The organism is Paralcaligenes sp. KSB-10 (genome assembly GCF_021266465.1).
Lineage (GTDB): Bacteria > Pseudomonadota > Gammaproteobacteria > Burkholderiales > Burkholderiaceae_B.
Map to the genome: position 1 here is coordinate 1,037,011 of NZ_CP089848.1, position 12,632 is coordinate 1,049,642.

At 59.5% G+C, this 12,632-nt stretch carries 12 protein-coding genes; 7 read left to right on the plus strand and 5 right to left on the minus strand.

Annotated elements, in window-relative coordinates:
- Nucleotides 1-26: 26 nt before the first annotated feature.
- From LSG25_RS04765 to LSG25_RS04775, 3 genes are all read right to left on the minus strand, one after another.
- Nucleotides 27-1,109: a 4-oxalomesaconate tautomerase gene (locus LSG25_RS04765; RefSeq protein ID WP_232743563.1), complete on the minus strand. Its 1,083-nt coding sequence runs from the start codon at nt 1,107-1,109 to the stop codon at nt 27-29.
- A complete protein-coding gene (locus LSG25_RS04770) occupies nt 1,106-1,879 on the minus strand; it encodes a PIG-L deacetylase family protein (RefSeq protein WP_232743564.1) in 774 nt (257 codons plus the stop codon). The genes LSG25_RS04765 and LSG25_RS04770 overlap by 4 nt, the downstream gene beginning before the upstream one ends.
- 62 nt (nt 1,880-1,941) lie before the next feature.
- On the minus strand, nt 1,942-3,231 hold the full coding sequence (locus LSG25_RS04775; RefSeq protein ID WP_232743565.1) for a LysR family transcriptional regulator: 1,290 nt from the start codon (nt 3,229-3,231) through the stop codon (nt 1,942-1,944).
- Between the two features lie 197 nt (nt 3,232-3,428).
- Here LSG25_RS04775 and LSG25_RS04780 point away from each other — a divergent pair, with 197 nt between their 5' ends.
- The 3 genes from LSG25_RS04780 to LSG25_RS04790 all read left to right on the plus strand — a co-directional run bounded on the left by LSG25_RS04780 (nt 3,429) and on the right by LSG25_RS04790 (nt 6,982).
- A complete protein-coding gene (locus LSG25_RS04780; RefSeq protein ID WP_232743566.1) occupies nt 3,429-4,421 on the plus strand; it encodes a tripartite tricarboxylate transporter substrate binding protein in 993 nt (330 codons plus the stop codon).
- Nucleotides 4,422-4,444: 23 nt separating this feature from the next.
- Nucleotides 4,445-5,260 (plus strand): amidohydrolase, encoded by an 816-nt coding sequence (locus LSG25_RS04785; protein ID WP_232743567.1) that lies wholly within the window; start codon nt 4,445-4,447, stop codon nt 5,258-5,260.
- 105 nt (nt 5,261-5,365) lie between these two features.
- Nucleotides 5,366-6,982: an argininosuccinate lyase gene (locus tag LSG25_RS04790; protein WP_232743568.1), complete on the plus strand. Its 1,617-nt coding sequence runs from the start codon at nt 5,366-5,368 to the stop codon at nt 6,980-6,982.
- On the opposite strand, the gene LSG25_RS04795 is transcribed toward LSG25_RS04790, so the two are convergent.
- Together LSG25_RS04795 and LSG25_RS04800 are read right to left on the minus strand one after the other, a co-directional pair.
- Nucleotides 6,974-7,786: an arylamine N-acetyltransferase gene (locus tag LSG25_RS04795; RefSeq protein ID WP_232743569.1), complete on the minus strand. Its 813-nt coding sequence runs from the start codon at nt 7,784-7,786 to the stop codon at nt 6,974-6,976. The genes LSG25_RS04790 and LSG25_RS04795 overlap by 9 nt on opposite strands.
- 43 nt (nt 7,787-7,829) lie before the next feature.
- The gene (locus LSG25_RS04800; protein WP_232743570.1) at nt 7,830-8,513 is read right to left on the minus strand and encodes a GntR family transcriptional regulator; all 684 of its coding nucleotides are present in this window, start codon (nt 8,511-8,513) and stop codon (nt 7,830-7,832) included.
- Nucleotides 8,514-8,644: 131 nt separating this feature from the next.
- On the opposite strand from LSG25_RS04800, the gene LSG25_RS04805 reads away from it, so the two are divergent.
- From LSG25_RS04805 to LSG25_RS04820, 4 genes are read left to right on the plus strand one after another with little or no spacing between them, the layout of a single operon-like run.
- Complete coding sequence (locus LSG25_RS04805; protein ID WP_232743571.1) at nt 8,645-9,625, plus strand: tripartite tricarboxylate transporter substrate binding protein; 981 nt, start codon at nt 8,645-8,647, stop codon at nt 9,623-9,625.
- Between the two features lie 6 nt (nt 9,626-9,631).
- Nucleotides 9,632-10,774, plus strand: coding sequence for a mandelate racemase/muconate lactonizing enzyme family protein (locus LSG25_RS04810; RefSeq protein ID WP_232743572.1), 1,143 nt, complete (start codon nt 9,632-9,634; stop codon nt 10,772-10,774).
- Nucleotides 10,775-10,780: 6 nt separating this feature from the next.
- Nucleotides 10,781-11,677: a fumarylacetoacetate hydrolase family protein gene (locus tag LSG25_RS04815; RefSeq protein ID WP_232743573.1), complete on the plus strand. Its 897-nt coding sequence runs from the start codon at nt 10,781-10,783 to the stop codon at nt 11,675-11,677.
- Nucleotides 11,674-12,627, plus strand: coding sequence for a D-isomer specific 2-hydroxyacid dehydrogenase family protein (locus tag LSG25_RS04820; RefSeq protein ID WP_232743574.1), 954 nt, complete (start codon nt 11,674-11,676; stop codon nt 12,625-12,627). The genes LSG25_RS04815 and LSG25_RS04820 overlap by 4 nt, the downstream gene beginning before the upstream one ends.
- Nucleotides 12,628-12,632: the final 5 nt, after the last annotated feature.

Consider the following 12,632-nt stretch of genomic DNA (forward strand, 5'->3'; position numbering starts at 1 on the left):
GTCCTTTCCGCGGCGGCAAGCCTAGGTCAGGGAGCCCAGACCGAGGCCGGGACATGCGCCCGGCCATCCATGAGCAAGCGGGCGGTGCGCAGCAGCGCGGCGCGGGCGGATTCTTCCGGCTCGTCTTCGCGCTCCTTGGACAATTCGACGCTGAATTCGCCGGTGGGATGCTCGATGGCGAGGCGGCGCCTGAGTCCGCCCGGGATAAGCGCAACGCCTTGCGCAACCGACCCCGGCAGCACCACGGCGCTGGCGACGCTGACTGCGCCCAACACACCGATCGAGGCATGCACACGGTGTGGTATCCAGGTACGCGTGCAGACCGCGCCGCCGTTACGCGGCGGCGCAATCAGGCACATTTTGGGCACGGTGCGCCGGCTGACGTCGCCCAGGTTCATCATGGGCCCGGCTTTCAGGCGAATGGCCTCAATGCGCGCGGCCAGCGCAACGTCGGCCTCCAACGCTTCGCGGCTCTCGTAGCCCGAAATGCCGAAATCCTCCGCCCGCATCAGGACCAGCGGCATGCCGTTGTCGATGCAGGTGAGCGCCACGCCGTCGACTTCGTCCAGCACCCTGCCCGTGGGCAGCAGTGCGCCGCACGTGGAACCGGCGGTATCGCGAAATTCGATCGGCACCGCGGCGGCGGCACCGGGCACGCCATCGATGCGCGCGTCGCCGTCGTAGCACACTTCTCCGCCCGGGGTGCTGACCTCGGCGACGGCGATCTGCCCCGTATTCACCATATGGATCGCCACGCGAGTCCGCTCACCCGTCACCGGCACCAGCCCGCGCTCGATAGCGAAGGGGCCGACTCCGGCAAGGATATTGCCGCAATTCTGTCCGTAATCCACCCTCGCCTCGTCAACCAGGACTTGTGCGAAAAGATAGTCGACATCAGCATCGGCACGCTCGGATACGTTGACGATCGCTACCTTGCTGGTCAGCGGATCGGCACCGCCCAGGCCATCGATCTGCCGTGAATCGGGCGAACCCATGACGCGCAGCAGCACTTGGTCACGCACGGCGGGATCCCGAGGCAAGTCGCCGCGCAGAAAATAAGCCCCTTTGGACGTACCGCCACGCATCAGGATGCAGGGTATGGCCGTCATGCCATCGATTCCAGAACAGTAGGAGTCAGTTTCATATAGGCCTCGGCATACTGGATATTACGGGCCGCCGCGATGCCGATATTGCGCTTGGCCTGCACGCCGCGCTGCTGCGCGACCCGCGTGTAGTACTCCCAGAGATGTTCCTGCCCCGCCATGGCTTCGATGGCGCGCCGCTTCACATCCCATACTTCAGTGATGTCCAGGAAAGTATCGGGTACCCAGCCGCATTGCTCGGTCTGATGCGGCTCGAAAGCATAGACGGAAGGTGCGCCAATGATTTTTTCGCCCGGATTGTAACCCTCGGCCTGGGCGATGATGCGCGCTTCCTGCGCTACGTGCATGGCCAGCGGGTGGTCAAAATTGTAGGGGTCGCGCACCGAATGACTCAGCACGAACGCGGGCTGCAATTCGCGATAGACATCGGCCAGCCGGAACAGAGCCTCGTCGGGCACGCGCAGCGGGTAGTCGCCCAGGTCGAAGAACTCAATTTCCGCGCCGAGAATATCGGCCGCCTGTTGCGCCTCGTCACGGCGGCCGGCCTTGACCTTCTCGATGGTCATGCCGCCTTTGCGCCAGAGCTTGGCGGACTCGCCGCGCTCGCCGAACGACAGGCAGACGATCTTCATGCGCAAGCCCTGCTTGACGTGCAAGGCGATGCTGCCCGCGGCACGCCAGACGAAATCGGCGGAATGAGCGCTGACGACCAGGCCAGCACTCTTGCCGGCGGAAGACGGGAAATTGACCATTGGAACTCCGGAAATGTAGGCCATGGGATGGCCAGAGGAACATCCTTTCTAGCATCCCGCCAACACGCGTGCATGGCAAATGCGTTTCAAAGGGAAAGTGATGCGTTTTGTGATGCTGCGTTGCAATATTGATCAGCCTCGCCCCGCGCCGTGCCCGACAGGTCGCGCAGGGCGCCCAGCAAGACAGTCATGCCCGGCGACGGCACACTGTCGCGCAGCGTTGCCAGGCCGATACGGCGCTCGGTATGCCGGACATCGACGGGCACCACCTTCAGGATGCCTTGCTGCAGTTCGTGCTGTACCTGGCGTACGGACAACAGAGCCAGCCGGTCGCTGGACAACAGCAGGCTGCGTACGATTGCCGGGCTATTGCCTTGCAGCCTGGCGGCGGGCGGCTCTACGCCATCGGCGCGAAAAGCGCGTTCGAACGCGGCATGCGACGGCGTGCCCGAAAGCGGCATCAGCCATGTCTCGCCAATCAGATCGCGCAGTCCCCGCAGCGCGCCACGGCGGAACACCGGATGTCCGACACGCGCCACCACGTTCAGTGAATCCGTGAACAGCGTCTCGTGGATCACATACGGCTCGTTCTCGGCAGCGCGCAGCGCACCCACGATGACGTTGACCTCGGCGCAGCGCAGCCCATGACTGAGCGTCTCGTAAGTGCCATCGATGATGCTGATATGCAAGTCCGGATGGGCGCGCAGCGTACGATCCACCGCCCCGGGCACCAGATGCCCACTGGACAAGGGCAAAGCGCCCACGACCAACCGCCCCGCCAGACGCCCTTGCATCGACGCCAGCTCTTCCCGCGCCACGCGGATTTCCGCCAAGGCAAGTTGAGCATGCCGCAACAGAATTTCACCCGCGTCGGTCAAGCGGGCGGCGCCACCGGAGCGGGTCACAAGAGGCGCACAGGCCAGTTGTTCCAATTGCCGCAAATTGCGCTGCAGCGCCGGCACCGACAAGCCGGCGAAATCCGCGGCAACACGCTCGTTGCCGCCGCGCCAGACGGCGACCAACGATGCCAGCATGCGTTCATTCACTACCTCCACCAGCCCGCGGCGCCGCTGCTGCACGCCGCACGCATCCGGTATACGGACGGCGATGGCCGATACGGCAACACGCAATTCGTTCAGGGCTCGTCCCACGCGAAACTGCACATAGCGCCCCGCGGTCGTCAGCACCATACCCTTGGTGGTGCGATCGAACAGCGCCGCACCCAGCGCGACCTCTGTCTGCTGCACCGCTCGCGAGACCGCGGGCTGGGATAAATGGATGGCGCGCGCCGCGCGGTGCACGCTGCCGTGTTCGGCAACGGCGGAAAATGCGCGTAGTTTATGCCATTGCACGGCAGTGAGGAGCGTTTCGTTCATGCAAGCGGACGGCAGGACGGCCATCAGGTGGCGTTGTCTGCATCATAGCCGAAGCCGCCGGGATGAACGACACGAATAAATCGCGCCAAACAATTCATTTGTGCCGCGGCGCAGGTATGCCTAGACTGTATTGGTCTTGTCCGCCAGGCGAATGTCCGCCGGTATGCGCCGCAATACATAACAACAAGGAGACTGACATGATTCGTGCCATGATGCGAACATTGCCGTATGGTATCCGGAAAGCAGGCCATTGGCTGCTTGCGCTGGCCGCAGTGCTCGCAATGGCCCCCGCCGCCCAGGCGGCCGGCTATCCCGACCAGCCCATCCACGTCATCGTCCCGTTCGGCCCCGGCGGCCTGGCTGACATCTCCATGCGCCTGGTGGGGAAGAAACTGGGAGACCGCTTCGGCGACAAGGTCATCATCGAAAACCGTCCTGGCGCCGGGGGCATTCTGGCCGCGGTGGCCGCACTCAAGGCACCCCGCGACGGCTACACGCTGATCGTGTTCGCCAATGGCACCGCAATCAGCAGATCGCTGTTCAAGCTGCCCTACGATCCCGCCAAAGACTTCACGCCGGTCTCCACCATGGCCTATTTCGATCTGATCCTGGTGACCAGTGCGAAAGGACCCTTGCACTCCCTGGCGGATGTCCTGGCGCAGGCCAAAAAACGCCCGCTTGTGTTTGGAACGATCAACCCCGGCAGCACCCAGAATCTGTCGGCGGAGTTGTTCAAGTCCACCACCAAGCTCAATGCCACCATTGTGCCCTTCAAGACCACCTCGGATGTCATCTCGGCATTGATACGCGGCGACGTGGACGTGGCGTTCGAGTCCTATGCCGCCGTCAAGGGTTTCATCGATGCCGGCCGGATCCTCCCGATCGCCGCGACAGGTGGGCAACGCTCATCCTGGCTGCCCAAGGTGCCCACAGTACGCGAAAGCGGCATACCTTACGAAGTGACGGGCTGGAATGCCATATTCGCGCCGGCCGGCGTGCCGCCCGAAGTGGTGAAGTTACTGAACCACCAACTGAACGAAGTACTGCAGATGCCGGATGTCAAACGGCGCTTTCAGGAACTGGGTACCGAAGCGGCGGGCAGCACGCCTGCGGAGATGGCCACCCGGCTGCAGAGCGATACCGACAAATGGGCCGCCGTCATCAAGCAGGCAGGCATCAAACGTCAATGAATCACACAGCACAGGAGTTTTGCATGACGACTACAACTATGCATCCCAAGGAAGGGTTGCTGGTCGACACCCATGTGCATGTCTTCAAGCAAGACATGCCATTGATTCCAAATCCGCGGCATAGCCCGACCTACAGCTTTACGGTGGAGCAGTTGACTCAGGTGATGGACCAACACGGCGTGCGCTATGCCGTCATCGCTGCCGCCAGCCCATGGGGCGACTACAACGATTACGTCATCGATTCGGTGCGCGGCAACCCGCGTCTGCGCGGAACCATCATCGCCGAGCCATCCATCGAGCGCGCGGTGCTCGATCAGATGGACCGCGACGGCATCGTCGGCGTACGTCTGCCCTTCATCAGCATGCCGCAGTTGCCCGATCTGGACAGCTGGAATTACCGCAAGTTCCTGCGCCGCCTGGCGGATCTGGACTGGCACGTGCACGTGCACATCGACGGGCCGCGCCTGCCCCTGGTCCTGCCCTATCTGGAACGCTCGGGGGTGAAAATCGTCATCGATCACATCGGCAGGCCCGATCACGTCAAAGGCATCGACAGCGACGGCTTTCGCGCCATGGTGCAGTCGGTCGAGAAGGGGCGCACCTGGGTCAAGCTGTCGGGCGCGTACCGGCTGGGCGCCAACGCCCTGGACTGCGCGCGCGAACTGTGCCGCCGGGTCGGCTACGACAAAATGGTATGGGCCAGCGACTGTCCCTTCGTGGGTGGCGAAAAAGACACCGACTACCGTCGTGCCATAGACTGGCTCGCCCAAGCGATTCCAGACGAATCCGCGCGCCGCCAGGTGTATGGCGCGAATGCGCTGGACCTATATTTTTCTTGATGGCATGAGCAGGCGTTCCACCCCGGCCTGCTCAGCACCGCTGATTTCATGTTAAGTTAACCCGCGCCATACAAATTATTAAACCGGCCCTGGGGAGACACAATCATGAACACCCGAATCGCATTCGTCATTTCTTCTTTATTGGCCTGCCCTGTCCTGGCATCCGCCGCGGATACCGGGCAGATGCCTTGCCGCACCACCGTTGAATGCAATCAGCAGGCAGCAAAGGCCGGCGCCACGACGGCCTCATCGCTCCTCAAGGACAGCAACACCACCAGCAAGACCGATCAGGCCCAGGACCAGTTCTTCTGGCTGAACAAGATCAATAAAGCATCGACGGTGATGCTGACCGAAGAAAAAATCATCACGCCCGAAATGGGCCGCAAGATCGCCAAAGGCGTCGAGCATGTCATCGATCAGGCCAAACAGCCCGACGGCAGGCGCCCCAAGGATGTGCTGCAGATCGAACACATTATCACCGAAGCCATCGGGCCCGATGCCTCGCTGGTTCATACCGGCCGCAGCCGGCAGGATATGTACGCCACATTCCGGATGGCGAAGCTGCGCACCGAATTGCTGGACTATTCCGATGCCCTGAATACCTTGCGCGAACGCATGCTGGCGACCGCCGCCAAAAACATCAATACCATCATCCCGGCCTACACCAACGGCGTGCAGGCCATGCCTATCACCTATGCCCATTATCTTTTGGCCTACGAGGCCTCATTCGACCGCGATGCGCAGCGTATCCACGAGTTGTACAAACGCCTGAACCGCAGCGCCATGGGAACCGCCGTGCTGGCCAACTCGAGCTGGCCGCTGAATCGGAAAAGACTGGCGGAACTGCTGGGTTTCGACGGCCCCATAGAAAACTCGCTGGATTCCAGCCAGGTCGCTCCTTCCGATATTTCCTTGGAAGCCACCGGCATCGTTTCCTCCACGGCCATACGCCTGGGCGCGATCCTGGGCGACATCCATACCCAATATCACCAGACCCGCCCCTGGCTATTGCTGAGCGAAGGCTCAACCTACACCAGCAGCGCCATGCCGCAAAAACGCAATCCAGGCGTCATCATGCGTGCGCGGGAAGCGGCCTCCAATGTCGTCGGCCTGGCGCAAACGGTTATATTCAGGGCCCATAATGTCACGACCGGCATGACAGACTACAAAGATCCCTGGGCGCAAATCGGCTTCTTCCCCCAAGCCATCACAATGATCAAGGGCATGAATACCGTCATGGATGCCCTGACGATCAACCCCAAACGCTCCCTGGAAGAGCTGGAAGACGACTGGACCACGTCCATGGAACTGGCTGAAACGCTGCAAAAAGAGCATCAGATTCCTTTCCGCGTCGGCCACAGTTTCGCCTCGTCGATCGTAACCTACGCCCGCGCCAACGGATTCAAGCCCAAGACCTTCCCTTATGACAAGGCCGTGGAACTGTATGCCCAGGCCATAGCCAAGTTCAAATTGCCCGATCCCGCCAAGCTTCCGATTTCCGAGGCTGAGTTCCGGCAAGTGCTGTCGCCGGAGTTCATGGTCAAGACCCGGGTAGGTATCGGCGGCCCGCAGCCCGCGGAAGTCGAACGCATGCTGGCCGAGGCGCAAACCACCCTATCCGCCGATAAAGCCTGGATGCAGAAAACGCGCCAGAACCTGAAAGATGCCGACATCAAGCTCGACAAGGCGTTCAATCTGCTTCTGGACACTCAGTCAAAGTAAGGCGTCCAGGCGGGCAATCAGGGTCGGGGTATCGGGCAGGACAATGCCGAAATCGTCGGCCAGCACCTGCAGGATTTCCCGGGTCGACTCCAGCCGGCGACGAGTACTCTCGCCGCCGATGGCATGCACCGCATAATCGCGATTTTGCAATGCCAGCCGCGCGAGCGGCGTAGGCCTGGCCGCGATCAGGTTCTGCGTAAAGTGCGAGCGCGGGTGCGTTGACAGATAATAGTTGGTGATCTCGTAATCGACCGCATATTGAGGCGACAAATCAAAACGGTACAAAGATCGCCACTCGCCCTGAATGCGGCTCTGCATGCGCCACTGGCCGTCGTCGCGCAACAGGCGGAAATCGCCATGCGGCGTGGCCTGCGGCATATCGGCCTGCAAACGCAGCACGCCTGTGAGAGTCTGGCCGCCAAAGCCCACGTCCACCAGATAAGGCTCACCACCCAGATCGACGGCCAGCAGCATGTGCGTGCGCGCGGTTTTTGCATCGTCGGGCTGAGTCCATAACACGCGCGCAGCCAGATCGGTGACATCGAAGCCGATGCCGCGCAAGGCTTGCCCAAACAGCAGATTCTGTTCAAAGCAATAGCCGCCGCGGCCCTCGTGCACGAGTTTCCGCTCCACGTCGGCCAGGCTCAGGCTTACAGGCAAGCCCAGAAAAGGGTTGAGGTTTTCGAATGGAATGGCCTGCGCATGGTGAAGTGCCAGTGTGCGTAGAACCGGCAAGCTTGCCTCGGGAGACCCTGAATAGCCGATGCGGGCTAGATAAGCGTTCAGATTCAGGGCATGGGTCATGGAGGAAGCTCGTACGGCGTCTTTACGGCCCGGACAGCCAGCCTTATTGACGCTCCAGAATGTCGCAAATGTAGTGGCCGGCCTGTTCGATATCCTCTTTGACGGCTTGCGCGACGCCTTCGGCGTCTTTGCGTTTGAGCGCAGCCAGCGCCTGCGCATGGAAGTCCGTCTTTTTTACCTGGTGCAGGTACTCCGGAAAAATCATATTCAGCATCGGCCCGCAACGCAGCCATAGATTCTCGACCGTATCGTACAGTACACCCATGGTGGACAGCGAATAAATAGAAAAATGGAACTTGCGATGCTCCTCGAGATACAGATCCGACCGGTGCTCCAGAGCCAGGCGCTTCATCTGTTTGAGCGATGACTGCAGCTCCTGGATATCACGGTCGCCACAATAAGCGGCCGCATCGAATGCCAGGCGAGACTCGAGAAGGCTCCTCATGACAATGAACTGGGCGAACTCCTGCCGTTTGATCATGGGAACCGTTGCACCGCCCTTCTGTCCGCCTATTCCCCGTTCCAGCACGCGCTCAGCCACCAGCCTGTTGATCGCGTCGCGCACAGGAGTCGGACTGATATTCAGTTCTATGGCGATATCGCGCAGCAACAAGCGTTGCCCGGGCCTGAAGCGCCCCACCAGCAAGGCCTTTTTGAGCTCGCTGTAGGCATGATCCCATAAGGTGGACCGCTGGGCGGGCTTGAGCGCTGTAGCCGAAATATCCAAATTTTTTCCTGAAATGATGAAGAAGCGACGCTCAAAACAATGTTGCTAATTTAACATCAAAGATATTGTTGTTTGTTATAACGAATGATAATATTTCATCCGACCTCACAAAACCTCAACCGGAGACATCGATGTTCCAGCATTCCTTAAAAGCCAGATTGGTTTCCACACTGTTCATTTTCCTTGCGCTCCCGATGGCTGCCCATGCCGCCGATACCTCATTTCCCGATCATCCGATACGCCTGATCGTTCCCTGGAATGCAGGAGGATCGAACGACATAGCCGCCCGGGCCTTACAGAAAATGGTAGCCCCCCAAGGAGTAAATGTAATCGTGGAAAACGCCCCGGGCGCGACGGGTGCCATCGGCCTCGGGCGGGTGGCCAGGTCCGATCCGGACGGCTATACGCTAGGCATGGGCACCAGTTCGACCCTGGCCCAGATCGCCATGAAGCTGACCAATCTAAAAAACGACCAGTTCACCTCGATTGTGCGCGTATCTACCGACCCTCTCATTCTTCTCATTCCCAACGGCAAGCCCTACAAGACCCTGAATGAGTTTCTCGGCTACATGAAAAAGAATCCGGGCAAAGTGTCCATCGGTACTCCCGGCACGCACAACATCAATCATATATTTGCCGAAATGACCGCAAGATCCGCGGGAGTGGGCTACATCAATGTGCCCTATACCGGCGGCTCGCAAGTCATGGCCGCCCTGGCCGGCAAGCAGATCGATGCGGCAGTGCTCAAACCTTCCGAAAGTCTGGGGCAGATCAATGCCGGCCTGGTAAAGCCCGTGGCCACATTTTCCGATACGCGGCTGCAGGTGTTTCCGGACCTGCCTACGTTCAAAGAGCTTGGATACAACGTGTATCCCTACGGCCCCCTGTTGCAGATGGCCTATATCGTAGGGCCGAAAGGCATCAGTGAACCAGTGCGCCAAAAGCTGATTTCGATTTTCTCCAAAGCCATAGACAGCCAGGAATACAAGGCCTTCGCCGACAAGAATGGCTTCGTGGTGGACAGACTGGTGGGTGACGACTTGCAGAAAGAAGTACTAGCGGTGCAAACCACCCTGGATACCGTCGGCAGCAAAGTATTCAATATCAAGTGAGAATGTATGGATCAGATCAAGAAAGTGGTATGTCATCTCGTCAGCGCACCCATAGAGCGGCCCTTCACGTCGTCCCGGGGCTGGATCTACAAAACCCGCGGCTCATGCATCGTCGAAATTGAAACGGCCGACGGCGTAGTCGGCTGGGGCGAATGCTATGGGCCTTCCCATGTCGCCAAAGCGTATATCGATACGCAATATGCGCCCAGGATCATAGGCAGGGATGCCTTCGATGTGGAAGTGATATGGGAAGATCTATACAACCGCATCAAGGACTATGGCAATAAGGGCATGTCCATCGCTGCGCTGAGCGGCATAGATATCGCGCTGTGGGACATCATAGGGAAAAAATGCAATCGACCAGTGCATAAACTGATCGGCGGCGCGCATAGGAAAAGCGTCACAGCGTATGCTACCGGCCTGTATTTCATCGACACCGAGAGGCTGGTCGAGGAAGCCGTCGAGGAAGCCGTGGAATATGTACATGAAGGTTTCACCGCCATCAAGATGAAGATCGGCCTGGGTTCCATCAAGGCCGATATCGAACGGGTGGCCGCCGTCAGGAAAGCCATCGGCGATGACACGCGCCTGATGGTCGACGCCAATCACTGCCTGACCGTGCCTGCCGCGATCAGGATGGGACGCGAACTGGAGCAGCTCAATGTTGAGTGGTTCGAAGAGCCAATTTCACCCGAAGACCTGGACGGCTATGTGGAGGTCACCCGGGCCCTGGACATGGCGATCGCCGGCGGCGAAAACGAATTCACGCGCTGGGGGTTCCGCGACATCGTGGCCCGCAAGGCAATGGACATCATCCAACCCGATGTCTGCGCCGCTGGCGGCATCAGCGAATGCCGCAAAATAGCAGCCCTGGCCAGCGCCCATGGCGTCGAATGCGTGCCTCATGCCTGGGGTTCCGTCATCGGCGTGGCGGCCACACTGCATTTTATTGCCGCCCTGCCCGACCAACCTCCCAGCTTCCGCCCCATGCCTCCCATATTCGAATTCGAACAATGCGAGAATCCCTTCAGGGACTATCTCGCCAAGACGCCCATCACACAGCACAAAGGCATCGTCGATGTGCCCGAAGGCCCCGGCCTCGGCATCGAAATCGATAGAGCCATCCTTGAAAAATACCGGGTTCAGTGACAACTCATGCGCCTTATTTCATTCATCAAAAATAACGGCACGGTAGCCGTCGGCATCCTGCAGGGTTCCGGCGCAGCGACATTGGCCCTGGATTTGTCTCATCCGGCCTTTGCTTCTTTACTGGGCAATGCCGGCCACTCGATGCTGGACTTCATTGCCTTGCATACTCCAGACCTCCTGCAGGCCATCGAGGCCGTAACCGACAAGGAACGAGCCCTCATCGATCTGGCCCATGTACAAACCATCGCAGCTCTTCCGAATCCTCGAAAGATAGTCGGAGCGGCTTTCAATTATAAAGATGCGCTGGATGAGAAACAGCAGGAATATCCATCGGAGCCGGTCATATTCATCAAATCGGCCTCCACCATTATTGGAGATGGAGAGCCGATAGTGCTGCCCGACAACGCCACGCAGACCACCTATGAAGCGGAGCTGGCGGTGATCATAGGCAGGCAGGCGCTGAACATTGCGCCTGCTCAAGTCATGGACCATGTATTCGGCTATGCCATTTTCAATGATGTCAGCGTCAGCGAGTTCGTCAGGGCCGACAAGAATTTCGTCAGGGGCAAGAACCAGCAAACCAGCGGGCCGCTGGGCTCCATCATCGTAGACCGGGACGGCATCGCGGACCCTCATCAACTGAATATTTCCCTGGCCTTGAATGGCGAAGTACTGCAGAAATCGTCAACATCAAAGATGCTGTTCAAGATACCGGAATTGATTTCGTACATATCCAGCAAAATGCCGCTGGATGTCGGAGACATCGTCGCCACGGGCACTCCCGCGGGCGTAGCGGCATCGTACCAGCCCGGAAAGTGGCTAAAAGACGGCGATGAAGTTGTAATCAATATCGAACACATCGGTCAATTATCCAACCGCGTCCATAAGCGATCAAATACATGAAACCCACAGTCTTGCTGACCAACGCCATTCATCCCGATGGCCTGAGCTATCTCGAGCAGCACGCCGACGTCATCATCCCGTCGAACGAGAATCCAGCCCTCTTGCCGGAACTGGTTCGCAATATCGACGGGCTCATCGTCCGGACACAACTGCCGGAAGATATATTCGACTTCGCGAACCGGCTGCGCGCCGTGGTCCGCCATGGCGTGGGTCTGGACATGATACCCGTGCGGCAGGCCACACTGAAGGGGATACCCGTGGCCAACGTACCCGGCGCCAATACCGCCGCGGTGGTCGAGTATTGCCTGTCCGCCATCCTCGGCAGGTACCGTCCGCTGGAAAAAATAGACTCCCTGTTCCGCCAGCGAGGATGGGACGCGGGTAAACAGGTAGGCACCGCTTGCGGTGAACTGAACGGTGCCACTTTGGGCGTAGTCGGGGTCGGTGCAATTGGCAAAAACCTGGGCCAGCTTGCGGCGGCCTTGGGTATGACGGTACTGGGACTGACCAGGAGGCCCGACTCTTTGCCTGCCTCTATACAGGCCGCCGACAAGCCGGCTTTGTTTTCGAGAGCGGATGTCGTGGTGCTGTGCTGTCCCTTGAACAACGAAACGCGCGGCCTTGTCGACGCTGCCGCGCTGGCCATGATGAAAAAAGACGCCATGCTCATCAATGTGGCGCGCGGCCCGGTGGTCGACAAACATGCGCTGATCAATGCCTTGAACAATAATGAACTGGGCGGTGCCGTACTCGATGTCTACGATCAACAGCCGCTGCCAGGCGACGACCCGCTGCTGACCTGTCCCCGCCTGATTCTTACGCCGCATATCGCCGGCACCACCATACCAAGCTTGCGGCGCATGAGCATGGCCGCGGTGCACGAACTGCTGTCATTGCTCAATCACCGTACCTCCCAGTTCTTGGTGAATCCAGAAGTCTTCAACACTTGAATGCC

Bases quoted from the DNA above. Each gene is read 5' to 3' on its own strand.
- LSG25_RS04765 (WP_232743563.1), bottom strand. From the start codon at position 1,109: ATGACGGCCATACCCTGCATCCTGATGCGTGGCGGTACGTCCAAAGGG.
- LSG25_RS04770 (WP_232743564.1), bottom strand. From the start codon at position 1,879: ATGGCCTACATTTCCGGAGTTCCAATGGTCAATTTCCCGTCTTCCGCC.
- LSG25_RS04775 (WP_232743565.1), bottom strand. From the start codon at position 3,231: ATGAACGAAACGCTCCTCACTGCCGTGCAATGGCATAAACTACGCGCA.
- LSG25_RS04780 (WP_232743566.1), top strand. From the start codon at position 3,429: ATGATTCGTGCCATGATGCGAACATTGCCGTATGGTATCCGGAAAGCA.
- LSG25_RS04785 (WP_232743567.1), top strand. From the start codon at position 4,445: ATGACGACTACAACTATGCATCCCAAGGAAGGGTTGCTGGTCGACACC.
- LSG25_RS04790 (WP_232743568.1), top strand. From the start codon at position 5,366: ATGAACACCCGAATCGCATTCGTCATTTCTTCTTTATTGGCCTGCCCT.
- LSG25_RS04795 (WP_232743569.1), bottom strand. From the start codon at position 7,786: ATGACCCATGCCCTGAATCTGAACGCTTATCTAGCCCGCATCGGCTAT.
- LSG25_RS04805 (WP_232743571.1), top strand. From the start codon at position 8,645: ATGTTCCAGCATTCCTTAAAAGCCAGATTGGTTTCCACACTGTTCATT.
- LSG25_RS04810 (WP_232743572.1), top strand. From the start codon at position 9,632: ATGGATCAGATCAAGAAAGTGGTATGTCATCTCGTCAGCGCACCCATA.
- LSG25_RS04815 (WP_232743573.1), top strand. From the start codon at position 10,781: ATGCGCCTTATTTCATTCATCAAAAATAACGGCACGGTAGCCGTCGGC.
- LSG25_RS04820 (WP_232743574.1), top strand. From the start codon at position 11,674: ATGAAACCCACAGTCTTGCTGACCAACGCCATTCATCCCGATGGCCTG.